General features: G+C 53.0%; 20 protein-coding genes. 16 read left to right on the forward strand and 4 right to left on the reverse strand.

Features of this window, described 5'->3' with window-relative positions; genetic code table 11:
- Nucleotides 1-27 precede the first annotated feature (27 nt).
- From chuS to pmrB, 15 genes are all read left to right on the forward strand, one after another.
- Entirely contained in the window at nt 28-1,056 is a 1,029-nt protein-coding gene (chuS, locus tag JM656_RS19780) for a hemin-degrading factor (protein WP_203359222.1), read from the forward strand.
- Nucleotides 1,053-1,874 carry a hemin ABC transporter substrate-binding protein gene (locus JM656_RS19785; RefSeq protein WP_203359223.1) on the forward strand — a complete coding sequence of 274 codons (822 nt, stop codon included), beginning with the start codon at nt 1,053-1,055 and terminating at the stop codon, nt 1,872-1,874. Before chuS ends, JM656_RS19785 begins: the two co-directional genes overlap by 4 nt.
- Nucleotides 1,874-2,866: an iron ABC transporter permease gene (locus JM656_RS19790; protein WP_203359224.1), complete on the forward strand. Its 993-nt coding sequence runs from the start codon at nt 1,874-1,876 to the stop codon at nt 2,864-2,866. Before JM656_RS19785 ends, JM656_RS19790 begins: the two co-directional genes overlap by 1 nt.
- Complete coding sequence (locus JM656_RS19795; protein WP_203359225.1) at nt 2,859-3,638, forward strand: heme ABC transporter ATP-binding protein; 780 nt, start codon at nt 2,859-2,861, stop codon at nt 3,636-3,638. Before JM656_RS19790 ends, JM656_RS19795 begins: the two co-directional genes overlap by 8 nt.
- Before the next feature lie 152 nt (nt 3,639-3,790).
- Complete coding sequence (locus tag JM656_RS19800) at nt 3,791-5,422, forward strand: sensor histidine kinase (protein WP_203359226.1); 1,632 nt, start codon at nt 3,791-3,793, stop codon at nt 5,420-5,422.
- Complete coding sequence (dcuR, locus tag JM656_RS19805; protein WP_203359227.1) at nt 5,419-6,138, forward strand: two-component system response regulator DcuR; 720 nt, start codon at nt 5,419-5,421, stop codon at nt 6,136-6,138. The genes JM656_RS19800 and dcuR overlap by 4 nt, the downstream gene beginning before the upstream one ends.
- A 745-nt stretch (nt 6,139-6,883) precedes the next feature.
- Nucleotides 6,884-8,224: an anaerobic C4-dicarboxylate transporter DcuB gene (gene dcuB / locus JM656_RS19810; RefSeq protein WP_203359228.1), complete on the forward strand. Its 1,341-nt coding sequence runs from the start codon at nt 6,884-6,886 to the stop codon at nt 8,222-8,224.
- Nucleotides 8,225-8,319: 95 nt separating this feature from the next.
- A complete protein-coding gene (gene fumA / locus JM656_RS19815) occupies nt 8,320-9,966 on the forward strand; it encodes a class I fumarate hydratase FumA (protein ID WP_203359229.1) in 1,647 nt (548 codons plus the stop codon).
- A gap of 110 nt (nt 9,967-10,076) precedes the next feature.
- Nucleotides 10,077-10,709 carry a DUF2238 domain-containing protein gene (locus JM656_RS19820; protein ID WP_203359230.1) on the forward strand — a complete coding sequence of 211 codons (633 nt, stop codon included), beginning with the start codon at nt 10,077-10,079 and terminating at the stop codon, nt 10,707-10,709.
- Nucleotides 10,710-11,007: 298 nt separating this feature from the next.
- Complete coding sequence (gene adiA, locus JM656_RS19825; RefSeq protein WP_203361336.1) at nt 11,008-13,275, forward strand: arginine decarboxylase; 2,268 nt, start codon at nt 11,008-11,010, stop codon at nt 13,273-13,275.
- A 313-nt stretch (nt 13,276-13,588) separates the two neighbouring features.
- Nucleotides 13,589-14,350: an AraC family transcriptional regulator gene (locus JM656_RS19830; RefSeq protein ID WP_203361337.1), complete on the forward strand. Its 762-nt coding sequence runs from the start codon at nt 13,589-13,591 to the stop codon at nt 14,348-14,350.
- A gap of 136 nt (nt 14,351-14,486) precedes the next feature.
- Complete coding sequence (adiC, locus tag JM656_RS19835; RefSeq protein ID WP_203359231.1) at nt 14,487-15,824, forward strand: arginine/agmatine antiporter; 1,338 nt, start codon at nt 14,487-14,489, stop codon at nt 15,822-15,824.
- A 133-nt stretch (nt 15,825-15,957) separates the two neighbouring features.
- Nucleotides 15,958-17,598: a phosphoethanolamine transferase EptA gene (eptA, locus tag JM656_RS19840; RefSeq protein ID WP_203359232.1), complete on the forward strand. Its 1,641-nt coding sequence runs from the start codon at nt 15,958-15,960 to the stop codon at nt 17,596-17,598.
- Nucleotides 17,598-18,266 carry a two-component system response regulator PmrA gene (pmrA, locus tag JM656_RS19845; protein WP_203359233.1) on the forward strand — a complete coding sequence of 223 codons (669 nt, stop codon included), beginning with the start codon at nt 17,598-17,600 and terminating at the stop codon, nt 18,264-18,266. The genes eptA and pmrA overlap by 1 nt, the downstream gene beginning before the upstream one ends.
- Nucleotides 18,267-18,296: 30 nt before the next feature.
- Nucleotides 18,297-19,349, forward strand: coding sequence for a two-component system sensor histidine kinase PmrB (pmrB, locus tag JM656_RS19850; RefSeq protein WP_203361338.1), 1,053 nt, complete (start codon nt 18,297-18,299; stop codon nt 19,347-19,349).
- Here the strand turns inward: pmrB and pmrR are convergent.
- Together pmrR and proP are read right to left on the reverse strand one after the other, a co-directional pair.
- A complete protein-coding gene (gene pmrR / locus JM656_RS19855; RefSeq protein WP_203359234.1) occupies nt 19,343-19,432 on the reverse strand; it encodes an LpxT activity modulator PmrR in 90 nt (29 codons plus the stop codon). The genes pmrB and pmrR overlap by 7 nt on opposite strands.
- Before the next feature lie 71 nt (nt 19,433-19,503).
- Nucleotides 19,504-21,006: a glycine betaine/L-proline transporter ProP gene (gene proP / locus JM656_RS19860; protein ID WP_203359235.1), complete on the reverse strand. Its 1,503-nt coding sequence runs from the start codon at nt 21,004-21,006 to the stop codon at nt 19,504-19,506.
- Between the two features lie 690 nt (nt 21,007-21,696).
- Between proP and kdgT the strand changes: the two genes are divergently transcribed.
- Complete coding sequence (gene kdgT, locus JM656_RS19865; RefSeq protein ID WP_203359236.1) at nt 21,697-22,692, forward strand: 2-keto-3-deoxygluconate transporter; 996 nt, start codon at nt 21,697-21,699, stop codon at nt 22,690-22,692.
- On the opposite strand, the gene JM656_RS19870 is transcribed toward kdgT, so the two are convergent.
- A complete protein-coding gene (locus JM656_RS19870; protein ID WP_203359237.1) occupies nt 22,689-23,600 on the reverse strand; it encodes a diguanylate cyclase regulator RdcB family protein in 912 nt (303 codons plus the stop codon). The genes kdgT and JM656_RS19870 overlap by 4 nt on opposite strands.
- Nucleotides 23,597-25,945: a clamp-binding protein CrfC gene (gene crfC / locus JM656_RS19875; protein ID WP_203359238.1), complete on the reverse strand. Its 2,349-nt coding sequence runs from the start codon at nt 25,943-25,945 to the stop codon at nt 23,597-23,599. Before crfC ends, JM656_RS19870 begins: the two co-directional genes overlap by 4 nt.
- Nucleotides 25,946-26,357 lie beyond the last annotated feature (412 nt).

The raw sequence follows: 26,357 nt of genomic DNA on the forward strand, positions 1-26,357 counted from the left end.
GGGGCTATTATCTGGAAGGAAGAGACAATGAATCACTACACTCGCTGGCTTGAGCTAAAAGAACAGAACCCGGAGAAATATGCGCGTGATATCGCGGGTCTGATGAATATCAGCGAAGCTGAACTGACGTTTGCCCGCGTCGGCCATGACGCCCGAAGACTGCACGGCGACATCCGCGAACTCCTCGCCGCGCTGGAAGCCGTTGGCGAAACAAAATGTATTTGCCGCAACGAGTACGCAGTGCATGAACAGGTTGGCGCCTTCACCCACCAGCATCTGAGCGGTCACGCCGGACTAGTGCTTAACCCGCGCGCGCTCGATCTGCGCCTGTTCCTGAATCAGTGGGCCTGGGTGTTCCATGTCAAGGAAACAAGCGCCCGCGGCGAGCGTCAAAGCATTCAATTCTTTGACTATCAGGGGGATGCCGTACTGAAAGTGTACGCGACCGACAACACGGAAACCCCGGCCTGGAATGACGTTCTGCAGCGTTTTATCACCGAAGAGAACCCGCCGCTGGCGTTGAAAACGACCGACGCCCCCGCCAGCGCGCCACAGACAGAGGCCGGCGCTATTGAAAAAGAGTGGCGCGCGATGACCGACGTTCACCAGTTCTTCACCCTGCTAAAACGCCATAACCTGACCCGTCAGCAGGCGTTTGAACAGGTTGCTGACGATCTGGCCTGTAAGGTGCCGAACAGCGCGCTGGCTGAGATCCTGAACGCTGCCCGCCAGGACGGCAACGAAATCATGGTCTTCGTCGGCAACAAAGGATGCGTGCAGATCTTCACTGGCGCCGTTGAAAAAGTGGTGCCAATGAAGGGGTGGCTGAACATATTTAATCCGACCTTTACGCTGCATCTGCTGGAAGAGAAGATTGCCGAAACCTGGGTAACGCGAAAACCGACCGCTGATGGCCACGTCACCAGCCTCGAGCTTTTTGCGCACGACGGCACGCAAATTGCCCAACTCTACGGTCAACGGAGTGAAGGCGAGCCGGAGCAATCGCAATGGCGCAAGCAGATCGATGCCCTTGCGCCTAAAGGACTGGCGGCATGAAAAAATGGCTCGCCCTGATTGTCGCACTGCCGCTGAGCGCGTTTGCTGCCACGGCAGATAAGATCGTCGCCCTCGGGGGGGATGTGACCGAGATCGTCTATGCACTCGGGGCGCAGTCTTCGCTTGTCGCCCGCGACAGCACCAGCCAGTGGCCTCTGGAGGCCACTGCCCTGCCGGATGTGGGCTATCTGCGCCAGCTTAATGCCGAGGGACTGCTCGCTATGCGCCCCACGCTTGTGCTGGCCAGTAGCCAGGCGCAGCCTTCGCTGGTGCTCAAACAGCTTGAGCAAAGCAAAGTACGGGTGATTACCCTTCCGGATCGCAACGATCTCAGCGTCATTGATGAGAAAGTCCAGATCATCGCGAAAGCCACCCACCGGGTTGCGCAAGGCGAGGCCCTGCGAAAAACGTTGCATCAGGAAATCACTGCCCTGCCAACGACACCGCTCAATAAACGTGTGCTGTTTATTCTGAATCACGGCGGGATGAGTGCGATGGCGGCCGGACAGCAAACGGGGGCTGACGCCGCCATTCGCGCGGCGGGATTACACAACGCCATGCAGGGATTCTCTCGCTACCAGCCGCTTTCTCAGGAAGGGGTTATCGCCAGTCAGCCTGATCTTGTGGTGATACCGAAGGAAGGTCTGGCGGCCCTGGGTGGTGAAGAAAACTTGTGGAAACTGCCCGGACTGGCGCAAACGCCTGCGGGTCGCCATAAGCAGGTGCTGGCAGTCGATGATATGGCGCTGCTCGGCTTTAGCGTGCGCACTCCGCAGGCTATCCAGCAGCTACGCAACAAAGCGGAGTCATTGCCCTGATGCCACGGCATATCACGTTCTCCCTGTATACGCTGGCGCTGATACTGGCGCTGGCGACGGTGCTGGCGAGCGGCTTTGGCGCGCTGCGTCTGCCGGTGAACCTGCTCTGGCGTGAAGGCGATGATGCCTTACGCCAGATTTGGTTGACCATCCGTTTACCCAGAGTGCTGCTGGCGCTGGTTATCGGCGGTTCGCTGGCGCTGGCAGGCTGCGTCATGCAGGGGCTTTTCCGCAATCCTCTTGCCGACCCCGGCCTGCTTGGGATCAGCAGCGGCGCGGCTCTCGCCGTTGCGCTGTGGGTGGTACTGCCGTTCACCTTATCTCCGCTGTTGATGCTTTACGCCCCGATGCTGGCGGCGTTCGTTGGGGCATTAGTGGCAACGATCGTTATTTTTCTGCTCAGCCGACAACATCATGGCTCGCTTTCGCGGCTCCTGCTCGTCGGCATCGCCATCAACGCCTTGTGCGGCGCGGCGGTAGGCGTTCTGTCATGGCTCAGTAACGATGCGCAACTCCGCCAGCTTTCGCTGTGGGGAATGGGGAGTCTCGGTCAGGCGCAGTGGTCAACGCTGCTGGCGGTGACCTCTCTGATGCTCCCCACGGTAGTGATCATCTGGCGCCTTGCGGCCACGCTTAATCTCCTGCAACTGGGCGAAGAAGAGGCCCATTATCTGGGGGTCGATGTCCGCACTGTTCAGCGTATTTTACTGGTTTGCAGCGCGTTGCTGGTCGCAGCGGCGGTCGCCATCAGCGGGGTCATTGGGTTTATCGGTCTGGTCGTTCCGCATGTGATTCGCATGGGGTTAAGCGCGGACCACCGGGCGGTGATCCCAGGGTCTGTGCTGGCCGGTGCGTTCTTGTTACTCGTTGCCGATACGCTCGCCCGCACGCTGGTTGCCCCGGCAGAAATGCCGGTCGGACTCCTGACCAGCATGTTAGGCGCGCCCTGGTTCCTGTGGCTTATTTTTCGTCGGGGAGGGCAACATGACTGAACGCCTCATTGCCGAAGAGATAAGCTACACAGTCGCCAACAGTTCCGTGATTCGTGACGTGTCTCTTAGCCTTGCGCAGGGGGAATTACTGGCGCTTATTGGCCCCAACGGCGCGGGAAAATCAACGCTGCTACGGCTGCTCACAGGCTATATTCCTCCCGCGCGCGGTTGCTGTTTGTTAGCGGACAAACCGCTGGCGCAATGGTCAGCGCAAACCCTTTCGCGCCACCGCGCCGTGATGCTCCAGCAAACACAGGTCGGTTTCGACTGGCCAGTCGAAACCGTGATTGGGATGGGGCGAATGCCCTGGACGCCACAGCCCGAACCGTCGGTGATTCATCAGGTGATGCAGTTGACCGAATGCCTGTCGCTGGCGGGAAGACGCTATGCCGCGCTGTCCGGCGGCGAGCAACAGCGCGTGCAGTTAGCGCGCGCGCTGGCGCAACTGTGGCGCGAAGGCTCACCACGCGGCTGGCTGTTTCTGGATGAACCGACCTCTGCGCTGGATCTGTTTCATCAGCAGCATTTGCTCCGGCTGCTTAAATCGCTCACCCAGCAGGGGCTGCTTCACGTTTGCGTGGTGTTGCACGATCTCAATCTGGCGGCACTGTGGGCCGATCGCATCCTGTTGCTGCATGACGGCCGGCTCGTCTCTGAAGGTACGCCCATCGACGTTCTGCAGCGCGAAACGTTATCCCGCTGGTACGGTGCCGATGTTCAGGTTGGCCCACATCCCGGTGCCCCAACGCCCCACGTCTTCCTTACCCCTTAACCGGCCCACCGGGTTCAGGCGGTCGGCCAGCAAATCCCGAGGTTTTACAGGCCGTTAATTATGTTACTCCGGCGCCAGAAAAAACCTGGCGCCTTTGAATTACGCAGCCCATCAGGGATAATACCCTTACGATTCGTGAATCCAGGACTGCGATGAGACACTCCCTGCAACGCCTCGCTGTGCGTAAACGGCCAATGAAACTCGGTACAACGGTGATACTGATGGTCAGCGCCGTACTGTTCTCCGTGCTATTGGTTGTCCATCTGATTTACTTCTCACAAATCAGTCAGATGACCCGCGACGCGCTGGCGAATAAAGCGCTGGCGGTGGCGCGGACGTTGGCGGATTCCCCGGAAGTTCGCCACGGCCTCGAGAAAAAACCCGAAGAAAGCGGTCTTCAGACGATTGCCGAAGCCGTCAGTAAGCGCAACGATTTGTTGTTTGTCGTGATCACCAATATGCAGAGCATCCGCTACTCGCACCCCGAAGCACAGCGCATCGGCAAACCGTTTAAAGGCGACGACATCCTTTTGGCCCTGCAGGGAAAAGAAAACGTTGCCATCAATCGCGGCTTTCTGGCGAAAGCGCTGCGGGTCTTCACGCCCATCTATGACGAAAACCATAAACAGATCGGCGTCGTCGCCATTGGCCTCGAACTCAGTCGGGTTACCGAGCAAATCAACAACAGTCGCTGGAGCATTATCTGGTCTGTTTTATTTGGCGCACTGGTCGGTCTGTTAGGTGCTTACGTGTTGGTCAGGGTGCTAAAACGCATTCTGTTTGGCCTGGAACCCTACGAAATCTCCACGCTTTTTGAACAGCGTCAGGCCATGCTGCAATCCATGAAAGAGGGGGTGATCGCCGTCGACGGCAATGGCGAAGTGACGCTGATTAACCATGCGGCGCAAGAACTGCTCGCTTACCGCAAATCCCAGGACGATGCGCAGCTCTCCACCCTCAGCCACGCCTGGTCGCAGGTCGTGGATCTCAGCGAAGTGCTTCGCGACGGTAAACCGCGCCGCGACGAAGAGATCACCATCAAAGACAGGTTGCTGTTAATCAACACCGTCCCGGTACGCAGCAATGGAAAAATCATCGGTGCCATCTCAACATTCAGGGATAAAACCGAAGTTCGCCAGCTCATGCAACGACTGGACGGTATGGTCAACTACGCGGATGCACTCCGTGAACGATCCCACGAATTTATGAACAAATTGCATGTGATTCTGGGATTATTGCATCTGAAGAGTTATAAGCAGCTGGAAGATTATATTCTTAAGACCGCGAATAACTATCAGGAAGAGATCGGCTCACTGCTGGGGAAAATAAAATCACCCGTCATCGCAGGTTTTTTACTCAGTAAGATGAATCGCACATCCGATTTAGGGCACAGTCTGGTGATCAGTAATGAAAGCCAGTTGCCGGAATGCAGCAATGAAGATCAAGTCACTGTGTTGATTACCGTTTTGGGTAATTTGATTGATAACGCGTTGGAGGCGTTCGATCAAACGCCCGGCGGCGAAATCAGCGTATCCTTACATTATCGGCATGGTTTTCTACACTGCGAAGTGAATGATGATGGCCCGGGCATCGAACCCGAGCGGATAGCACACATTTTTGAGAAAGGCGTCTCGTCAAAGGGAACCGAACGTGGTGTCGGTTTATCTTTAGTAAAACAACAGGTTGAAAGTATTGGCGGTCATATTTCCGTCGAGTCGGAACCTGGGATCTTTACACAATTTTATGTACAGTTACCCTGGGATGGGGAAAGGAACCGCGTATGATCAATGTCTTAATTGTCGATGACGACGCAATGGTAGCGGAGCTAAATCGTCGCTATGTTGCGCAAACCCCTGGCTTTCATTGTTGCGGAACCGCCTCTACGCTAGAGAAAGCAAAAGAGATCATCTTCGATGGTGAAGAGCCTATTGACCTGATTTTGCTTGATATTTACATGCAAAAGGAAAATGGATTGGATCTGTTGCCGATCCTGCACAGCGCGGGCTACAAATGCGATGTCATTGTTATCTCCTCAGCAGCCGATGCCACGACCATCAAAGACTCCCTCCATTACGGCGTGGTCGATTATCTGATCAAACCTTTTCAGGCTTCCCGCTTTGAAGAGGCGCTGACGGGCTGGCGGCAAAGAAAAGCGGCAATGGAAAAGCATCAATACTATGAACAGTCAGAACTCGACCAGCTCATCCACGGTAGCGCCTCCAGTGAGCAGGATAGCCGACGCCTGCCGAAAGGTCTGACGCCGCAAACCCTGCGCACGCTGTGCCAGTGGATAGACGCCCACCAGGAAATGGAATTTTCCACTGATGAACTGGCAAACGAGGTTAATATATCTCGTGTTTCCTGCCGAAAGTACCTTATTTGGCTGGTCAACTGCCATATTTTGTTTACCAGCATTCATTATGGTGTCACCGGCAGACCGGTTTACCGGTATCGAATTCAGGCTGAGCATTACTCGTTGCTTAAGCAATATTGCCAGTAAAAATAAAAATCAGGCCTGGGATTATTCGTTATATAATCGTAAAAATTATTACAATAATGAAAAATCACCAGGTCTCAGATTTAATTGTCACAATACAAAGCTTGTGCCAGATCAAACCGGGCTGTAATACAGCTTTTAATTCAATATCTTATAATTGATTAACGCCATGTTGTTTTTAATTTCATAAGCGCTAACAAAAGTTATTTAAGTATTATCTAACTTACAGAGTGTGTATTTTTATTAAAAAAGGATTTGCCTGAATTAGCTAAACACTTCAGGTAATTTAAAATAAGTAGCAATGGAGAACATGCTACATCTTATGAATACCGTATCGTTTTGTGAGCAGACGACTGATTCTACATTCCCGGATAATAACTCCATACCCCGGAGTGATTGCGATCACATAAATAAAATCCCTTTCTCTTTTAGCTGTGATTTACGTAATAGCGGAAGAGATAACGCGGATGATATGTTATTGAATAACTGGAATAACATACAAAAACGACAACACCAGTCACTGCTCGTCATTAAAAGCCCTGCGCCCCATCGCCAGAGAGTGCTCATCTCTGAAAAGAACTATAATAACTTAAACATTTTTAATAAGTTCCTAAAGGATCCGGCATTGCATTAATCGCAAATGCAGAGGTAACGAATATTTGTCAATTTTTGATATGTGTACAGGAAATCAAAAATTGTCAGTGAGCCATTTAACAAAATTGACTGGTTTTTTCGCGAGGGTAAATAAATGTTATTTAGTATACAACTTCTTATTATATTAGTGTGTCTGTTTTATGGCGCCAGAAAGGGCGGTATCGCGCTGGGTTTGTTAGGCGGTATCGGTCTTGTCATTCTGGTTTTTGTTTTCCATCTTCAGCCGGGTAAACCGCCGGTCGACGTAATGCTGGTTATCATCGCGGTGGTGGCGGCATCGGCGACCTTGCAGGCTTCCGGCGGTCTGGACGTCATGTTGCAGATTGCGGAGAAATTACTGCGCCGCAACCCGAAATATGTCTCCATTCTGGCACCCTTTGTAACCTGTACGCTGACCATTCTCTGCGGTACGGGCCACGTGGTGTACACCATTCTGCCAATCATTTACGACGTTGCGATTAAGAACAATATTCGCCCGGAACGTCCAATGGCCGCGAGTTCCATCGGTGCGCAGATGGGGATCATCGCCAGCCCGGTTTCCGTTGCGGTGGTATCACTGGTAGCGATGCTGGGTAATGTCACTTTTGAAGGCAAGCATCTGGAATTCCTTGACCTGCTCTCTATCACTATCCCTTCAACGCTGTTGGGTATACTGGCTATCGGTATCTTTAGCTGGTTCCGTGGTAAAGATCTGGATAAAGACGAAGATTTTCAGAAATTTATTTCCGTTCCGGAAAACCACCATTACGTGTACGGCGATACCGCAACGCTGTTAGACAAAAAACTGCCGAAGAGCAACTGGCTGGCGATGTGGATCTTCCTGGCCTCTATCGCAATCGTGGCTGTACTGGGTGCCTTCTCTGATCTGCGTCCGTCCTTTGGCGGCAAACCGCTGTCCATGGTTCTGGTCATTCAGATGTTTATGCTGCTGACCGGTGCGCTCATTATTATCCTGACCAAAACCAATCCTGCTTCTATCTCAAAAAACGAAGTGTTCCGTTCAGGTATGATCGCCATTGTGGCGGTGTACGGTATTGCCTGGATGGCGGAAACCATGTTCGGCGCGCATATGGATGAAATCCAGGGCGTACTGGGTGAGATGGTGAAAGAGTATCCATGGGCCTATGCGATTGTTCTGCTGCTGGTTTCCAAGTTTGTAAACTCTCAGGCGGCAGCGCTGGCGGCTATCGTTCCGGTGGCACTGGCAATCGGCGTCGATCCGGCGTATATCGTGGCGTCTGCTCCGGCGTGCTACGGCTACTACATTCTGCCGACCTACCCGAGCGATCTGGCGGCCATTCAGTTTGACCGTTCCGGCACCACCCGCATTGGTCGCTTCGTGATCAACCACAGCTTCATTTTACCTGGTTTGATCGGCGTGAGCGTCTCCTGCGTATTTGGCTGGGTCTTCGCTGCCATGTACGGGTTCCTGTAACCACACCTCGCGTGCCGCACCGTTAAGCGCGGCACGCACCTCGAAATAGACAGTGAATGTTACATTCCTGATAAAAACGAACAGGCTGGAAGCAAATGTCAAAAATTGAATTCACTTACCAGGCGCCTTTCCCGATGGGGAAAGACAAAACAGAGTACTATCTGCTGACCTCCGAGCACGTTAGCGTTAGCGACTTCGAAGGAGAGTCGATTCTGAAGGTCGAGCCGCAAGCCCTTACGCTGCTGGCCCAGCAAGCCTTCCATGACGCCTCCTTTATGCTCCGCCCAGCACACCAGCAGCAAGTCGCCTCCATTCTTCACGACCCCGAAGCCAGCGAAAACGATAAATACGTCGCGCTGCAATTCTTAAGAAACTCAGAAATCGCGGCGAAAGGCGTGTTGCCCACCTGCCAGGATACCGGCACCGCGATCATCATGGGTAAAAAAGGCCAGCGTGTCTGGACCGGCGGCGGTGACGAAGCCGCGCTGTCAAAAGGCGTGTATAACACCTATATCGAAGACAACCTGCGCTATTCGCAAAACGCCGCGTTAGATATGTACAAAGAGGTTAATACCGGCAGCAACCTGCCCGCGCAAATCGACCTCTACGCCGTTGACGGCGATGAATACAAATTTCTCTGCATCGCCAAAGGCGGTGGTTCCGCGAACAAAACGTACCTGTATCAAGAAACCAAAGCCCTGCTGACCCCGGGTAAACTGAAAAACTACCTCGTCGACAAAATGCGTACGCTGGGAACTGCGGCCTGCCCGCCATACCATATCGCGTTTGTCATTGGCGGCACCTCTGCGGAAAGCACGCTGAAGACGGTGAAACTCGCCAGCACGCACTACTACGACGAACTGCCGACCGAAGGCAATGCTCACGGCCAGGCGTTCCGCGACATTCAACTGGAGCAGGAACTGCTGGAAGAGGCGCAAAAACTCGGCCTCGGCGCCCAGTTTGGCGGTAAATACTTTGCTCACGATATCCGCGTGATCCGTCTGCCGCGTCATGGCGCATCCTGTCCGGTGGGGATGGGCGTCTCCTGTTCCGCAGACCGTAACATTAAAGCCAAAATTAACCGCGACGGTATCTGGATCGAAAAACTGGAACAGAATCCGGGCCAGTACATTCCGGAATCCCTGCGTCAGGCAGGTGAAGGTGAAGTGGTCAACGTTGACCTCAACCGCCCGATGAAAGAGATCCTTGCCCAGCTATCACAGTATCCGGTCTCCACTCGCCTTTCACTGACGGGCACCATCATCGTCGGGCGCGACATCGCCCACGCGAAGCTGAAAGAGCGTATTGACTCAGGAGAAGGTCTGCCGCAGTACATTAAAGATCACCCGATCTACTACGCAGGCCCGGCCAAAACACCGGCTGGCTACCCGTCGGGTTCCCTGGGCCCAACCACCGCTGGCCGTATGGACTCCTACGTCGATCTGCTGCAATCGCACGGCGGCAGCATGATCATGCTGGCGAAAGGCAACCGTAGCCAGCAGGTGACCGACGCCTGCCACAAACACGGCGGCTTCTATCTGGGCAGTATCGGTGGCCCGGCGGCAGTTCTGGCGCAACAGAGCATCAAGCATCTGGAATGCGTCGAATATCCGGAACTGGGTATGGAAGCAATCTGGAAAATCGAAGTAGAAGATTTCCCGGCCTTTATCCTCGTGGATGACAAAGGCAACGATTTCTTCCAGCAGATCGTCAGCAAACAGTGCGCTAACTGCGCGAAATAACCGTCCCGGCCCGGTTTCCCATCGGGCCGTTTTTTCCTGTGAAATACAGGCGTTGAATTTTTCCCCGCGGCGGTGAATAGTGACCTTTTCCTTTGAGTCACAAAATCATCATGACCCGCACGCTTAATCCCTTGATGTTACAAGCTGGCGCTCTCATTTTAGGGCTGATTCTCCTCTATACCGGCCTCTCTGCCGGGGAGAAACTCACCTGGTTGATGGAAGTCACGCCGGTCATTATTGTCGTCCCGTTGCTGCTGGCAACGGCGAAACGCTACCCACTGACGCCCCTGCTCTATACGCTCATTTTCTTACACGCCATCATTCTGATGGTTGGCGGCATGTACACCTATGCCAAAGTCCCCATTGGGTTCGACGTTCAGGAATGGCTGGGACTCCACCGCAATCCGTACGACAAATTAGGCCATTTCTTCCAGGGGTTAGTCCCTGCGCTAACGGCGCGCGAGATTTTGCTCCGTGGGCAAATTGTTCGTGGGCGTAAAATGCTGGCCTTTCTGGTGTGCTGCGTAGCGCTGGCTATCAGCGCGACCTATGAATTTATCGAATGGTGGGCGGCACTGGCCATGGGTCAGGGGGCAGATGATTTCCTCGGCACCCAGGGCGATCCGTGGGATACCCAGTCAGATATGTTCTGTGCCCTGCTCGGCGCATTAACCACGGTGATACTGCTGGCCGGTTTTCATTGTCGCCAGCTACGACGATACGCACTGCTGCCGGACTCCTGATCCCGGAATGACATCGTGCTTATCCGGCCTGTACACAGAGGCCGGATAACACGTTCGCACAGCCCTGTGCGCAATATCACTATCAGCCAAAAAAATAGTTCACCTGTCGATAAACCACGTAACAAAAACGTTATCATCTCAATTTAATACGTTGTTTATTAAAATAAAAAATTAAAAGTTGCGTGTTTTTCACTCACTTTACACCCTCTCTTTCACAGGATAATACTTGCCCGCGTCACATTCATACGGTGTGTCTGCAATCCGCAAATTGCATTACCTCCACAACGGGTAAGAGATGATGAAAGTATTAATTGTTGAAAGTGAGTTTCTGCACCAGGACACCTGGGTCGGTAGCGCCGTCGAACGTCTGGCGGACGCCTTAAGTCGGCAAAATGTCACCGTCATTAAGTCCACGTCTTTCGATGACGGTTACGCCATCCTGTCCGCCAATGAAGCCATTGACTGTCTGATGTTCAGCTACCAAATGGAACAGCAGGATGAACACCAGAATGTCAGGCAATTGATCGGCAAGCTTCACGAACGCCAGCAAAACGTCCCGGTTTTCCTGTTAGGTGACAGGGAAAAAGCGACGGCATCGCTGGATCGCGACCTGCTGGAGCTTGTCGATGAATTCGCCTGGATTCTGGAAGACACCGCAGACTTTATTGCCGGGCGCGCCATCGCCGCAATGACCCGTTATCGGCAGCAACTCCTGCCGCCGCTGTTCAACGCGCTGATGAAATACAGCGACATCCACGAATACTCTTGGGCAGCACCAGGCCACCAGGGCGGCGTCGGTTTTACCAAAACACCGGCAGGTCGTTTTTACCATGATTATTATGGCGAAAATCTGTTCCGTAGCGACATGGGGATCGAACGAACCACACTGGGCTCCTTACTCGACCATACTGGCGCCTTTGGCGAGAGTGAGAAAAATGCGGCCCGCGTCTTTGGCGCCGATCGTTCCTGGTCCGTGGTGGTGGGAACCTCCGGTTCTAACCGCACCATCATGCAGGCCTGCATGACCGCCAACGACGTGGTGGTGCTGGATCGTAACTGCCACAAATCCATCGAACAGGGGCTGATCCTGACGGGCGCAAAACCGGTCTATATGGTGCCGAGTCGCAACCGTTACGGCATTATCGGGCCTATCTACCCGCAAGAAATGCAGCCGGAAACCTTGCAGAAAAAAATCAGCGAAAGCCCGCTGACCAAAGACAAAGCGGGGCAAAAACCCTCCTACAGCGTGGTGACCAACTGCACCTATGACGGTGTGTGCTACAACGCCAAAGAGGCGCAGGAGCTACTGGCGCAAACCACTGACCGCCTGCACTTCGACGAAGCCTGGTACGGTTATGCCCGTTTCAACCCGATTTACGCCGACCACTACGCCATGCGTGGTCAACCGGGCGATCACAGCGGCCCGACCGTTTTCGCCACCCACTCCACCCACAAACTGCTGAATGCGCTCTCTCAGGCCTCTTATATCCACGTACGTGAAGGTCGTGGCGCGATAAACTTCTCCCGCTTTAACCAGGCGTACATGATGCACGCCACCACCTCGCCGCTGTATGCGATTTGCGCCTCCAACGATGTGGCGGTCTCCATGATGGATGGGAACAGCGGCCTGTCGCTGACCCAGGAGGTTCTCGAAGAAGCGATCGACTTCCGCCAGGCCATGGCGCGGTTGTACAACGAATTCGCCGCAGACGAGGAGTGGTTCTTTAAACCGTGGAACAAAGAGGTTGTTACCGACCCGGCAACCGGAAAAACCTACGACTTTGCTGATGCCCCGAGACAACTGTTGGCCACTGAACAGGACTGCTGGGTGATGCATCCTGGCGAATCCTGGCACGGCTTTAAGGATCTGCCGGATAACTGGAGCATGCTCGACCCGATAAAAGTCAGCATTCTGGCACCGGGAATGGGCGATGACGGCGAACTGGAAGAGACAGGGGTGCCTGCCGCGCTGGTGACCGCATGGCTTGGCCGTCATGGGATTGTGCCGACCCGAACCACCGGCTTCCAGATTATGTTCCTGTTCTCTATGGGGGTCACCCGTGGCAAATGGGGGACGCTTATCAACACGTTATGCTCTTTCAAACATCATTATGACGCCAACACGCCGCTGGCGCAGGTAATGCCGGAACTGGCACAGAACTATCCTGACACTTACGCGAACATGGGCATTCACGACCTCGGTGACACCATGTTTAGCTGGCTACGTGAAAATAATCCGGGCGCCCGACTCAACGCCGCTTACTCCGGTCTGCCGGCTGCTGAGATAACACCGCGCGATGCCTGGGACGCCATCGTCAACAACAACGTTGAAATGGTGGCCATTGAAAACCTGCCGGGTCGTATTGCGGCGAACGCCGTCATTCCTTACCCGCCGGGAATCCCGATGCTGCTGTCAGGGGAAAACTTTGGTGATGAAAACAGCCCGCAGGTGAGCTACTTACGCTCGCTGCAATCCTGGGACCATCACTTCCCTGGCTTTGAGCATGAAACCGAAGGAACGGAAATTATTGATGGTGTGTATCACGTCATGTGCGTGAAGGCGTAACGCCACGACACAACCGTCTGGTTTGAAGTTTGAGGATGACGTGTCTCTGTGGTTCCTGAGTAATGCTGCAAAACAATAACACTGTCATACCTTTTTGCGCGGGCCCACCCCGCGCTTTTTTTTGCGCGAAAATCGCCGGGCGCGATGCGTAAAAAATTATGTACACACTAATAATCACCCTGGGTATTGTAATTCTATTCAGGCACGCTATTTTATTGCAGCACTTGATTCATCATACAATTGAAATTACTCCCGGTATCTCTCTCCTTTGGCGAGATCCGGTATTTTATGTTCATATTCCAGGAGTTCGGGTATGAGAATTTGCAGCAACAAACCTTGCATAGTGGTATTAACTGAGAAAGATGTCTGGCTGAGAGTCAATGGCAAAGAGGCAGTGAATTTAAAGGCAAACCATATGGCGTTGCTTGCCTGCGAAAATAACATTATCGATATTTCTTCTCTCAATAATTCTCTGGTGGTGCACATCAGTCGTGACATCATTAAGGACTATCTGCGTTTTTTAAATAAAGATCTTTCACAGGTCCCGGTCTGGCAACGCTCCGCAACGCCTTTACTGACTGCCGTGTGCCTGACGCCGGATGTCTTCCGCGTCGCAGCCACACACAGTCTGGAGGAATCACAGAATGAGAGTGAAAAAGAACGCACTCGCTCGCTGCTGTTCACCGTGCTATCACGCTTTCTCGACAGAAAAAAATTTATTTCGCTATTGATGCATATGCTGCGCAGTCGCATCAGCGACAGTGTTTATCACCTCATTCAGAGCGATATCCATAAAGACTGGAACCTGAGCATGGTCGCCAGTTGTTTATGTTTAAGCCCGAGTTTGTTAAAGAAAAAGCTCAAAAATGAAAACACAAGTTATAGCCAAATTATCACAACCTGTCGTATGCGTTACGCTTTGAATCAATTACTCATGGACGGAAAAAATATCTCACAAGTTTCTCAACTGTGCGGATATAGCAGTACATCGTACTTTATTTCGGTGTTTAAAGAGTTCTATGGTATGACGCCGCTGCATTATGTCAGCCAGCACCGGGAGCGCCAGATTATTTAATCACCCCCTGATTTACGATGAGCCACAATAATATCAGCATTGGCGATAACCCCGCCCCATAATAAATACGCGGTCTCCTGAGGGCGTATCATACGTCGTACTTTAACGTAGCGATTCACCTTTCCAGGAGATAAACATGTCGACGGATGCTGATGCTCACAAAGTGGGCTTAATCCCCGTCACCCTTATGGTGTCGGGGAACATTATGGGTTCAGGCGTATTCCTGCTTCCCGCAAACCTTGCTTCAACCGGCGGGATTGCAATCTACGGATGGTTGGTCACGATTATCGGCGCACTGGCGCTGTCGATGGTCTACGCCAAAATGTCGTCCTTAGACTCCAGTCCCGGTGGTTCCTACGCTTACGCACGCCGCTGCTTCGGTCCTTTTTTGGGATATCAAACCAACGTTTTGTACTGGTTAGCCTGCTGGATCGGTAACATTGCCATGGTGGTTATCGGCGTTGGTTATCTGAGCTACTTCTTCCCGATCCTGAAAGTTCCGCTGGTACTGACGCTCACCTGCGTCGTGGTTCTGTGGATCTTCGTTCTGCTGAACATTGTCGGGCCAAAAATGATCACCCGCGTGCAGGCTGTTGCGACTGTCCTGGCGCTGGTGCCGATCGTAGGCATCGCGGTCTTTGGCTGGTTCTGGTTCCGGGGTGAAACCTATATGGCCGCCTGGAACGTCAGCGGCATGAACACCTTTGGCGCGATTCAAAGTACGTTGAGCGTCACGCTGTGGTCGTTTATTGGGGTAGAAAGCGCCTCCGTGGCGGCAGGCGTGGTGAAAAACCCAAAACGCAATGTCCCCATTGCCACCATTGGCGGGGTGCTGATTGCCGCCGTGTGTTACGTCCTCTCCACCACGGCCATTATGGGGATGATCCCCAACGCCGCCCTGCGTGTTTCAGCCTCACCTTTCGGTGACGCCGCTCGCATGGCGCTGGGGAATACCGCGGGCGCCATTGTCTCCTTCTGCGCGGCGGCGGGCTGTTTAGGTTCTCTGGGCGGCTGGACGCTGCTGGCGGGTCAGACGGCGAAAGCGGCCGCCGACGACGGGCTATTTCCGCCTATTTTCGCCCGCGTGAACAAAGCGGGGACCCCGGTCGCCGGGCTGATTATTGTCGGTATTCTGATGACGATTTTCCAGTTCAGCAGCATGTCCCCCAACGCGGCTAAAGAGTTTGGTCTGGTCTCTTCGGTGTCGGTCATCTTTACGCTGGTGCCGTACCTGTATACCTGTGCCGCCCTGCTGCTGCTGGGTCATGGCCACTTTGGTAAAGCGCGTCCGTTCTACCTGCTGGTGACGTTTGTGGCGTTTGTCTACTGCGTCTGGGCGGTGGTCGGCTCTGGCGCGAAAGAGGTGATGTGGTCGTTCGTGACGCTGATGATCATCACCGCGCTGTACGCGCTGAACTACAACCGGATCCACAAAAATCCGTATCCGCTGGATGCACCGGTTAGCCGTAATTAACCTTCGTCGTTCGTTGTTGCCCGATGAGGCGGTCATGCCTCATCGGGCTGGCAATCACCAACCTTAAATTCTTAAGGTTGGCTTAACTTTACTTTGCGAGGATCTGCGCCACTTAGTTGATGGAACTTCCCTAATGTTAAAGCGCCTTTTTAGAAGACCGACTCTCGGACAAATTTCCTGGCTCCTGCTGTTCTCATTCTATATTTCCATCTGCCTGAACATTGCCTTCTATAAGCAAGTATTGCAGGACTTACCGCTGGACTCCCTGCGCAACGTGCTGGTGTTTTTATCCATGCCGGTGGTTTCCTTCAGCGTGATGAATATTGTGCTGACGCTGGCCTCTTTCCTGTGGCTGAATCGCCCGTTGGCCTGCCTGTTCATTGTGGTCGGCGCGGCGGCGCAATACTTCATCATGACCTACGGCATCATCATCGACCGCTCGATGATTGCCAACATGATGGATACCACTCCGGCGGAAACATTCGCCCTGATCACGCCGCAAATAGTGCTCATGGTGGGCGTATGCGGTTTTCTGGCGGCGGTGATAGCCTGCTGGATCAAAATCAAACCAACCACGCCGGCATTGCGCGGTGCGGTGTATCGCGCCGTCAGCGTGTTGATTTCCGTGTTGCTGATTCTGCTGGTCGCCCTCTTTTTCTACAAAGACTACGCGTCGCTGTTTCGCAATAATAAGCAACTCATCAAAGCACTCAGCCCATCGAGCAGCATTGTCGCAACCTCATCCTGGTATTCACACCAGCGTCTTGCCAACCTGCCGCTGGTGCGTATTGGCGAGGATGCCCATCGCAACCCGCTCATGCTCAAACAACCGCGTAAAAACCTGACCATCCTGATCGTCGGTGAAACGTCGCGCGCCGATAACTTCTCGCTGTCGGGTTATTCGCGCCAGACCAATCCGCGTCTGGAAAAAGACAACGTGGTCTATTTCCCCCACACCACCTCCTGCGGTACTGCGACGGCGATTTCCGTACCGTGTATGTTCTCCGGCATGCCGCGAAAACACTATGACGAAGAGTTGGCGCATCATCAGGAAGGGTTGCTGGATATCCTCCAACGCGCGGGCATTAACGTGCAGTGGAACGACAACGACGGCGGCTGTAAGGGCGCGTGTGATCGTGTTCCACATCAGGATATGACGGTGCTGAATTTGCCGGGGCAGTGTATTGAGGGTGAATGCTATGACGAAGTCCTCTTCCACGGTCTGGAAGAATACATCGACAAACTCCAGGGGGATGGCGTCATTGTTCTGCATACCATTGGCAGCCACGGCCCGACCTATTACAACCGTTATCCGCCGCAGTTTCGGAAATTTACCCCCACCTGCGACACCAACGAAATTCAGACCTGTTCACAGCAACAGTTAGTGAACACCTACGATAATACTATCCTGTACATTGACTATATTGTTGATAAAGCGATCAATCTATTGAAATCACATCAGGATAATTTCACCACCAGTCTGGTTTATCTTTCCGACCACGGCGAGTCCCTGGGAGAAAACGGTGTTTATCTCCACGGTCTGCCTTACGCCATTGCCCCGGATACCCAAAAACATGTGCCGATGCTGTTCTGGCTTTCTGATGATTATCAAAAGCGTTATCAGGTTGACCAGACGTGTTTACAAAAACAGGCAAGCTCGCAAGATTTCTCGCAGGACAATCTTTTCTCGACCATGCTGGGATTAACGGGCGTGCAGACGAAGTATTACCAGGCTGCAGATGATATTCTGCACCCCTGCAGGAGGCTAACTTAATGAAAATTCTGATTGTTGAAGACGATACGTTGTTATTGCAGGGACTGATTCTTGCCGCGCAAACCGAAGGATACGCCTGCGACGGCGTCTCCACTGCGCGTGCCGCACAGCATTGTCTGGAGACCGGTCATTACAGTCTGGTGGTTCTGGATCTGGGGTTGCCTGATGAAGACGGACTGCATTTTCTGGCGCGCATCCGGCAGAAAAAATACACCCTCCCGGTGCTGATCCTCACCGCCCGCGACACGCTCAACGATCGTGTCTCCGGGCTGGATGTCGGTGCCGACGACTACCTGGTCAAACCGTTCGCGCTGGAAGAGCTGCACGCGCGCATTCGGGCGTTGCTGCGTCGCCACAACAATCAGGGTGAGAGTGAGCTGGTTGTCGGTAATCTGACGCTGAATTTAGGGCGTCGCCAGGTCTGGTTAAGCGGGCAAGAACTGATCTTGACGCCGAAAGAGTATGCGTTGCTGTCACGGTTGATGCTCAAAGCAGGCAGCCCGGTGCATCGCGAAATTTTGTACAACGACATTTACAACTGGGACAACGAGCCATCGACCAATACGCTGGAGGTGCATATCCACAACCTGCGCGACAAAGTGGGGAAATCGCGTATCCGCACCGTTCGGGGATTTGGTTACATGCTGGTTGTCGCTGAGGAAAACTAAGTGAACCTGACGCGTTTTCTGCACAGACCCATGACCCTTCGTCAGCGTCTGATGCTAACCATCGGCCTGATTCTGCTGGTATTTCAGTTGATCAGCACCTTCTGGCTCTGGCACGAAAGCATTGAGCAGATTCAGCTTTTCGAGCAGGCGCTACGCGAGAATCGAAACAATGACCGCCACATCTTGCATGAGATCCGTGAAGCGGTAGCCAGTCTGATTGTCCCCGCCGTGTTTATGGTCAGCCTGACGCTGCTCATCTGTTATCAGGCGGTTCGGCGCATTACCCGCCCACTTGCCGATCTGCAAAAAGAGCTGGAAACGCGTACGGCAGATAATCTGACCCCCATAGATATTCACAGCAGCACGATTGAGATAGACGCGGTGGTCACGGCGCTGAATCAACTGGTCACCCGCTTAACGACTACGCTTGAGAATGAACGCCTGTTCACCGCTGATGTCGCCCACGAATTACGAACCCCGCTTTCCGGAGTGCGTCTGCATCTGGAATTGCTCTCCAAAGCGCATAACGTGGATGTCGCGCCATTGGTGGCCCGTCTCGACCAAATGATGGATAGCGTGTCGCAATTGCTGCAACTCGCCCGTGTCGGCCAGTCATTCTCATCGGGAAATTATCAGCATGTGAAGCTGCTGGATGACGTGATCCTGCCCTCTTATGACGAGCTGAGCACCATGCTGGACCAACGCCAGCAAACGCTGCTGCTGCCAGACAGCGCAGAGGATGTCACGGTACGCGGCGACGCCACGCTGCTGAGTATGTTGCTGCGCAATCTGGTCGAAAACGCACACCGTTACAGCCCGAAAGGGACAACCATTACGATCAGTCTCAACACCGATAACGATGCGATTATAGCCGTTGAAGACGAAGGTCCGGGGATTGATGAAAGTAAATGCGGGAAGCTCAGCGAAGCCTTTGTTCGCATGGACAGCCGATACGGCGGGATTGGGCTGGGGCTCAGTATTGTCAGTCGCATTACGCAACTGCATCGCGGGCAGTTCTTCTTACACAACCGTGAAGGCACATCAGGTACGCGCGCCTGGGTCATACTGAATAAAAATCAGTAAGTGGTCACCCAGATGTAGACAAAACTGCTGACGATCATGACGCTGAACACGGTGGTTAAACTTTCGTAAACACGCTTTTTCATCACACTCTCCTCCGGGACGCTGGAGGAGAGTGTGCACAATAGAGATTAAGTGAACCTTAAGTGTTTACCTGTCACTCATCAATACGCGGATGCTGCTGTACCAGACGCGAGCGTTTCGCCTGCAACTCAGCAATTTCCTGATCGATATCTTCGATTTTGTGTTCGATATTATCGTGATGCTCGCGCAAAATTTCTTTCGCTTCCTGAATGTCCGACGCCGCTGGCGTCGCACCTTTCAGCGGAAGATTGGCGGTCTCTTTCATGGTGATGCCGGTCGCAAAGCCAACCAGCGCAATCACCATCAGGTAATAGGCAGGCATCATCAGATTCTGCGAACTTTCTACCAGCCATGCCGCCAGCGTTGGCGTCAGACCGGCAATCAGTACCGAAATATTAAACGCCGCCGCCAGCGCACTGTAACGAATGTGCGTCGGGAACATCGCCGGTAACGTCGCGGCCATCACCCCAATGAAACAGTTGAGGATCACCGCCAGCATCAGCAAACCGGCAAAAATCAGACCGATAACATTACTGTTGATCAGCATAAAGGCCGGGATCGCCAGGGCAAACAGCGCAACGCTCCCCAGGATGATAAACGGACGGCGGCCATAACGGTCACTCAGCAGCCCCATAATCGGCTGGACAAACAGCATCCCGACCATAATGGCGATGATAATCAGCACGCCGTGATCTTCGGAATAGTGCAGGTTATGCGAGAGATAGCTCGGCATGTACGTCAGCAGCATGTAGTAAGTGACGTTGGTTGCAATCACCAGACCAATACAGGTCAGCAGGCTGCGCCAGTGCTTGGTGGCAATCTCTTTAAACGACACTTTCGGGCCGTCCTGCAATCCTTCGCGGTCGCCCTGCTCCAGCTTTTCAACGTGCTGCTGAAACGCCGGGGTCTCTTCCAGCGCATGACGCAAATAGAGACCAATAATCCCTAACGGCAGCGCAATAAAGAACGGAATACGCCAGCCCCAGTCGAGGAAGTTTTCCTCGCCGACCACGGTCGAAATCAGAACGACGACTCCCGCGCCAAGCACAAATCCCGCAATGGAACCAAAATCCAGCCAACTGCCCATAAACCCGCGTTTACGGTCGGGCGAATACTCGGCGACAAAAATCGACGCGCCGGTATATTCCCCCCCTACCGAGAACCCCTGCGCCATCTTACACAACAACAGCAGGATGGGTGCCCAGATGCCAATAGAGGCATACGAGGGAATCAACCCGATACAGAAGGTACTGATCGACATAATCACAATGGTGATAGCGAGGATCTTCTGGCGACCGTATTTATCGCCCAACATACCGAAGAACAATCCGCCAAGCGGTCGAATCAGGAAGGGAACAGAGAAGGTGGCAAGCGCGGCAATCATCTGCACGCTGGGGTCAGCCCCTGGAAAGAATACTTTACCTAACGCATAGGCAACAAAGCCATAAACACCAAAATCAAACCATTCCATCGCGTTACCCAGCGACGCTGCGGTTATCGCTTTACGCAATTTACCGTCATCAATGATGGTTACGTCGCGAAGTGTGATCGGTTTTATTTTTTTCCTTTTCAGCATAGCTGTCCTCGTAGACTAAGCCCGTCTCGCTACATATCGAATTCATTGGCGCAATGCGCTAACGTCACCGTCGAGCGTGGGGTCTGCAGGGATGCAGACGTTGTAACAAGCGTAGCAGGTTTACTTCCACTGACCGTTTGAGGCCTGTACAACCGAACCTGTTGACGCCTGATTGGGCGGTTAATGACTTCTTTACCCTACCAGCGTTTAAATGTGTGATCAACTTCACACATATATATTCCCTTCGTCATCAACTGTAAATAAGGTCATTCTCAGTCGATTTTTTGCTTACGGAAAATAGCGTTTATTGACACTCGAACGCGTCGATCATTTACCTATGAAAATGAAATATCACTGCCGTCATTATTAAGCTGCCAGGTAAAAACCAATCCTCCCTTTTTACAAAGCATTTACAGCATTTTTAATATTCCATGGCATCCGGAAATGTTTCCATAAAATATGTGATACAGGTAACTAAAACGTCGTTTTATTTTGATTGAATCGTAATTCCAGAGAATGCAAGATGACAGCAGACACAACATCTCTGGGGATCGCGACACACAGTTAAAAACCGCATCCGATTTGTGCACGCAAAGAGAAAGAGGCGATCCTTCGCTTCCTTATCAATATAAGCTTTTGAAATTAATATAATTTACTGACTTGTCCGCGCGACAAGTTGTGAGGACGCTTATGAAAATTAAAGCCGCGATTGAACGTATCCCTGGCGGGATGATGCTGGTTCCTCTGGTACTGGGTGCCATCCTGAATACTCTGGCACCCAATACTGGTGCTTATTTCGGTGGTTTTACCAAAGGGATGATTACCGGTACCGTGCCGATTCTGGCGGTATGGTTCTTCTGTATTGGCGCCTCTATTAACTTGCGTGCCACGGGTACCGTGTTACGTAAATCCGGGACGCTGGTGATCACCAAAATCGCCGTAGCCTGGGCTGTGGCAATGGTCTGCGCCATGTTTATTCCGGAAAACGGTATTCAAACCGGTTTCTTCGCCGGTCTGTCCGTTCTGGCGATTGTCTCTGCGATGGACATGACCAACGGCGGTCTGTATGCCAGCCTGATGAACCAGTACGGCACCAAAGAAGAGTCTGGCGCCTTCGTTCTGATGTCTCTGGAATCCGGTCCGTTGATGACCATGCTTATCCTGGGTTCTGCGGGTCTGGCATCATTTGAACCCCACCATTTTGTGGGCGCTATCCTGCCATTCCTGATCGGTTTTGCGCTGGGTAACCTTGATAAAGACTTCCGTGATTTCTTCAGCAAAGCCACGCCAGTACTGATTCCGTTCTTCGGCTTCGCGCTCGGTAACACCATCAACCTGAGTGTGATTATGGACACCGGTCTGCTGGGTATCGTGCTGGGTGTGGCGGTGATTATCATCACCGGTATTCCGCTGATTATCGCTGACCGTGTTATCGGTGGTGGGAACGGTACAGCAGGCGTCGCGGCCTCTTCCGCAGCCGGCGCCGCCGTCGCTAACCCGGTGATCATCGCGCAAATTAACCCGGCATTTGAACCGGTTGCCGCATCGGCCACCGCCCTGGTCGCCGCCAGCGTGATTGTGACCGCGATTCTGGTGCCGATTATCACTGCCCTGTACGCCAAACGCTTCGGTAACGTCCCGGCACAAAGCGTTGCAGAGCAACCGGCTGACTCCTTAAATCACTAAAACCTTCCCGTCCCCTCTGGGCTTACCAGAGGGGACGGCGCAAATATCTCCTCCACCATCGCATGCGCCAGCCGCTGCGCCGAACAGAGTCTCGGCATCCCTAACGCCACATTTTTCCAGCGCTGCGTCACGGACCAGCACACCGGATGTTTATCAGCGTCACACCAGTCTCCAAGCCAGTTCAACAGATCATTATTGTCGTTTGTTCCCTGGGTATTGGGCGTATTGAGCCACTGCGAATAGTAGTGGCGGGTTGTCGGCGCGGCGTGAATGCTGTGCGCCAGTGCGTGGCTGGCCATCGCGCGCAAATTATCTTTCAGCATCGATACGACGTCGGCATTAGCCAAACGGCAGGCATCGCCGAAAGCCCCCCACCGTAGCTCCTCAAGCGCGACAAAACAGCGCCCCGGTAACGACCAGCCGTCGTACACTCCGGCTCGCCAGCGGGTAAAAACCTGCTCGCTATGCTCTCCTGCCTGTACCGTCAGCCCGCGTTGGGTCAGCGCTTTTTCTTTGTACGCGCAGCGTCGGGTAAACTCGTCGGACAACGCGTCGAGTTGCTGTCGGATGCCAGGAGTCGCGTATACACGGGGAAGTTCGCTGTGTCGCATCTGCATCAGATGCTGAGCAATACGGGTCAGCGCCAGATGGCCGTGATCAAGCATCCCCGCCAGTTTTTCCACCAGCGTGAAGCGCATCATCAAGTGCTCGCTGCCTCTCCCCGCCATCGCCCACGTACGAAGCTGTGCGTAGGTCAACATCTCTTTCAACAGGCGCTCGCGAAACGACTGCTCTTGCAGCGTGCCGCCAGACCGTTTGAGTTCTTCTCCCTGAACCAGAGAGACCATAAACTTCGGGTGAATGCATTCCAGCATCTGCCCCGGGCCTTCCCGTAACGTATTTGTCATGTCTGCTCAGTCGCAAAAAGGGTTTGGATATCGTCACGCAACAGACGGGAGTCCTCATATATCCACGCCACGGTAGAAAGACTGTGCTGCAATTGCAGGCTCTGCGCCGTCACCGCAGATTCATTCTGTTGTCGCATCGCCAGGCTTTCCCGCAAGCTCTCCTGCAGCCCCGACAGACACTGTGAAAAATCAGCAAAGAACGTTGTCATACCTGCCGTGACAGAAGCATCAACCTGAGCCGCCAACACTTTACGGATTTGCTGGCTAAAGTGGCGGACATACTCCTCAAGACTGGAATGCAATGTCGTAAAATGAATGAGGTAACGCACTTTTGTTTCCACATAATCTCTCCCCCCCCAGTTAGGCTGGTTCAGCCAACGTGAGAAGGTTTCGCGTACGCTTGCGCAAGGCGGATTCTGCGCGTCTTGCAGGTTCTCCTGGCTCATCGCCTCCCTGAACAAAGGTTGGGTATTGAAATTAAGCAGCGCAGCATGAAATGCCGGGAAGCTGATCCGCGCCCGAAAACCGGTATGACTCAGCGCCTCTTTAACCCGCGCTTCAATCGGGCGCATCGCATCCGTAAACACCCGCGCCAGCGTCGATTCGAGTTGCTCAAAGCGTAACGCCAGTTCGCGGCTGACATTCTCCTGCGCCCTTAATAACACGACCTCACAGGACGCCCGGATTTTGCTTAAAACGACCTGCGCCTGACTTTCGTCGTATAACACCAGCGTTTCGCCGACGATTTCGGCTTCGGGTATCGGTGAAAGCGTGTCGCGTTTTGACATCGCCACGATGTTTTCTTCACTGAATAAACGGCTGATGTCGCGTAAAATGACGGCATCCTGCTGGTTCAGCAATGCGTTAGCCGCATCCATCGCCAATGCGACTTCGTGGCGCACTTCATCGCCTACAGACGCCTCGCTCGCCCGTAACTGCTGTAAATCCGCTTCGACCAGGGCGATATTCACCTGCAGCTTTTCCTGCGCAACCGTCAGACCGTTAAAGCGAAAATCGAGATAATCGCGTGTGCTCTGAGCATAATTTAATAACTTATGCGACGCCGAGCGCAGGGCATACAACGAGGCATTGGCATACGCCGCCTGCATCAGCGTTTGCATGGGAAGTGCAAACAGCGAATCCTCCCACAGCAAATCCGCCGCATGGCGAATGTGTTCAGTATCGTCAAGATCGGCCAGCCGCCAGCGCCGACCGAGCGCGGCTTGCGCAAAATCCTGAACCCAGCGTTGTTCCTGAGGATCAGGCAACCGACCGTGTACCGACAGTTCGTGACGCGCCCGATTCGCCAGATATCCCCACATTGAAGAAACCGGATAAATGTGCCCCGGCGTAATACAGCCCTTCATCAACGTGCCGGAAATCATCGCCCGGACTTGTTCTGCATCGTCACTGTTGCGGTCTTTTTGATCGAACTTGTTCACCAGCGCATACAGCGGGACGGATTTGCCCACCGCGGCGATCGCCTGGCGCACCTCTTCATCGGAGATAGACTTCAGTTGGGTGTAGTCCATCACCGCCAGCACCGCAGAAGCGCGAGTCAACAGGTCGTTGAGCATCGTTTGCAGGTGCGGTTGTCCGGCTTCGTTTGGCCCTGGCGTATCCAGCAAAGTCAGTTGTCCTGGCGCATTCTCCAGCCCCGCCAGATGCACAAACTCAACGTCAATTACCGGAATATTTTCAATGGCAGCGTAGGCGGAAAACGGAAAATCAACCTCCAGCGCTTTCGACAAACGCACCAGATCGTTCAGGCTCTTCAGACAGTGGAAAATAGGCTGCGCGCCCAGGTAATGACGCTCGAACGCCTCGCCTTGTTCAATGCGCTGGATGAGGTCATCCATGTCTTTGTCGATTTCCAGCGCCAGTGTCAGATGCTGGCGATCACACGCTTGCAGTCGTTGTTGCAACGTGTGCATCAGGGTATCAATCGGGGCGACATGGGAAAAAAGTAGCACCGGTTCCTGCTGACCCGGGGTGTGACGGATCAACGTCGGCAGTGCAGTCATCGGGCGATTGCGGTTGGGCAACACTTCCGTTCCGACAATCGCGTTAATGGTCGTCGATTTTCCCGCTTTCATGGTGCCAACGATAGCCAGAACCATTTCCAGCCGCGTAATTTTACGCAACTCATTGTTCAGCATAGCGTGTTGGGCAGCAATGCCACGGGCGCTAAAATGTGGGGGAAGAATACTCTCCCCACTTTTGTCGTTTCCCTCACTCTCCAGCATCGTCGGCGAAAATGCGGCTATTTGACTCAGATGCGAGAGCGCGAGTAATAACAAACGCTCGGCTTCCTGACTTAATTCATAGATTGTCTGTGTGTGCATGAAAAAATCTTTCCTTAACGCAAATTTATATTACTTTTATTTAGCCGTGATTTTTATTATGAATTTTCGGCATATTTAATTACGTATAGAAAATATTAAAAAAATAAACCCCTGAGGGTTATAAGGAATGTATCAACACTTGCTGACCGCTTCTTGCTGACCGTTAACCATAAGAAAGATAAAGAAAGGCGTTCAGTACATGTCACTTAAATTATGATGAACATATAAATTTTCAGACTCAATAGCGTCATTTTTACCTACCTGAATTAGGGGGTAAGATTGCGCTCACTAACAAAAACCGAGGATGTGTTAGTGCCGCTGGATCATTATTATAAGAAGGTTTGCCTCACCTTATCTTAAATAGCAAAACGTAGCAATTTCCCTTAAAAAATCGTCATGACATTTTTTGGCC

Origin of the sequence: Citrobacter sp. R56 (assembly GCF_016811995.1) — a bacterium.
Classification (GTDB): Bacteria; Pseudomonadota; Gammaproteobacteria; order Enterobacterales; family Enterobacteriaceae; genus Citrobacter_D; species Citrobacter_D enshiensis.

What these genes read in the sequence shown, in the direction of transcription:
- chuS (WP_203359222.1), top strand. Translation starts at nt 28, where the DNA reads ATGAATCACTACACTCGCTGGCTTGAGCTAAAAGAACAGAACCCGGAG.
- JM656_RS19785 (WP_203359223.1), top strand. Translation starts at nt 1,053, where the DNA reads ATGAAAAAATGGCTCGCCCTGATTGTCGCACTGCCGCTGAGCGCGTTT.
- JM656_RS19790 (WP_203359224.1), top strand. Translation starts at nt 1,874, where the DNA reads ATGCCACGGCATATCACGTTCTCCCTGTATACGCTGGCGCTGATACTG.
- JM656_RS19795 (WP_203359225.1), top strand. Translation starts at nt 2,859, where the DNA reads ATGACTGAACGCCTCATTGCCGAAGAGATAAGCTACACAGTCGCCAAC.
- JM656_RS19800 (WP_203359226.1), top strand. Translation starts at nt 3,791, where the DNA reads ATGAGACACTCCCTGCAACGCCTCGCTGTGCGTAAACGGCCAATGAAA.
- dcuR (WP_203359227.1), top strand. Translation starts at nt 5,419, where the DNA reads ATGATCAATGTCTTAATTGTCGATGACGACGCAATGGTAGCGGAGCTA.
- dcuB (WP_203359228.1), top strand. Translation starts at nt 6,884, where the DNA reads ATGTTATTTAGTATACAACTTCTTATTATATTAGTGTGTCTGTTTTAT.
- fumA (WP_203359229.1), top strand. Translation starts at nt 8,320, where the DNA reads ATGTCAAAAATTGAATTCACTTACCAGGCGCCTTTCCCGATGGGGAAA.
- JM656_RS19820 (WP_203359230.1), top strand. Translation starts at nt 10,077, where the DNA reads ATGACCCGCACGCTTAATCCCTTGATGTTACAAGCTGGCGCTCTCATT.
- adiA (WP_203361336.1), top strand. Translation starts at nt 11,008, where the DNA reads ATGAAAGTATTAATTGTTGAAAGTGAGTTTCTGCACCAGGACACCTGG.
- JM656_RS19830 (WP_203361337.1), top strand. Translation starts at nt 13,589, where the DNA reads ATGAGAATTTGCAGCAACAAACCTTGCATAGTGGTATTAACTGAGAAA.
- adiC (WP_203359231.1), top strand. Translation starts at nt 14,487, where the DNA reads ATGTCGACGGATGCTGATGCTCACAAAGTGGGCTTAATCCCCGTCACC.
- eptA (WP_203359232.1), top strand. Translation starts at nt 15,958, where the DNA reads ATGTTAAAGCGCCTTTTTAGAAGACCGACTCTCGGACAAATTTCCTGG.
- pmrA (WP_203359233.1), top strand. Translation starts at nt 17,598, where the DNA reads ATGAAAATTCTGATTGTTGAAGACGATACGTTGTTATTGCAGGGACTG.
- pmrB (WP_203361338.1), top strand. Translation starts at nt 18,297, where the DNA reads ATGACCCTTCGTCAGCGTCTGATGCTAACCATCGGCCTGATTCTGCTG.
- pmrR (WP_203359234.1), bottom strand. Translation starts at nt 19,432, where the DNA reads ATGAAAAAGCGTGTTTACGAAAGTTTAACCACCGTGTTCAGCGTCATG.
- proP (WP_203359235.1), bottom strand. Translation starts at nt 21,006, where the DNA reads ATGCTGAAAAGGAAAAAAATAAAACCGATCACACTTCGCGACGTAACC.
- kdgT (WP_203359236.1), top strand. Translation starts at nt 21,697, where the DNA reads ATGAAAATTAAAGCCGCGATTGAACGTATCCCTGGCGGGATGATGCTG.
- JM656_RS19870 (WP_203359237.1), bottom strand. Translation starts at nt 23,600, where the DNA reads ATGACAAATACGTTACGGGAAGGCCCGGGGCAGATGCTGGAATGCATT.
- crfC (WP_203359238.1), bottom strand. Translation starts at nt 25,945, where the DNA reads ATGCACACACAGACAATCTATGAATTAAGTCAGGAAGCCGAGCGTTTG.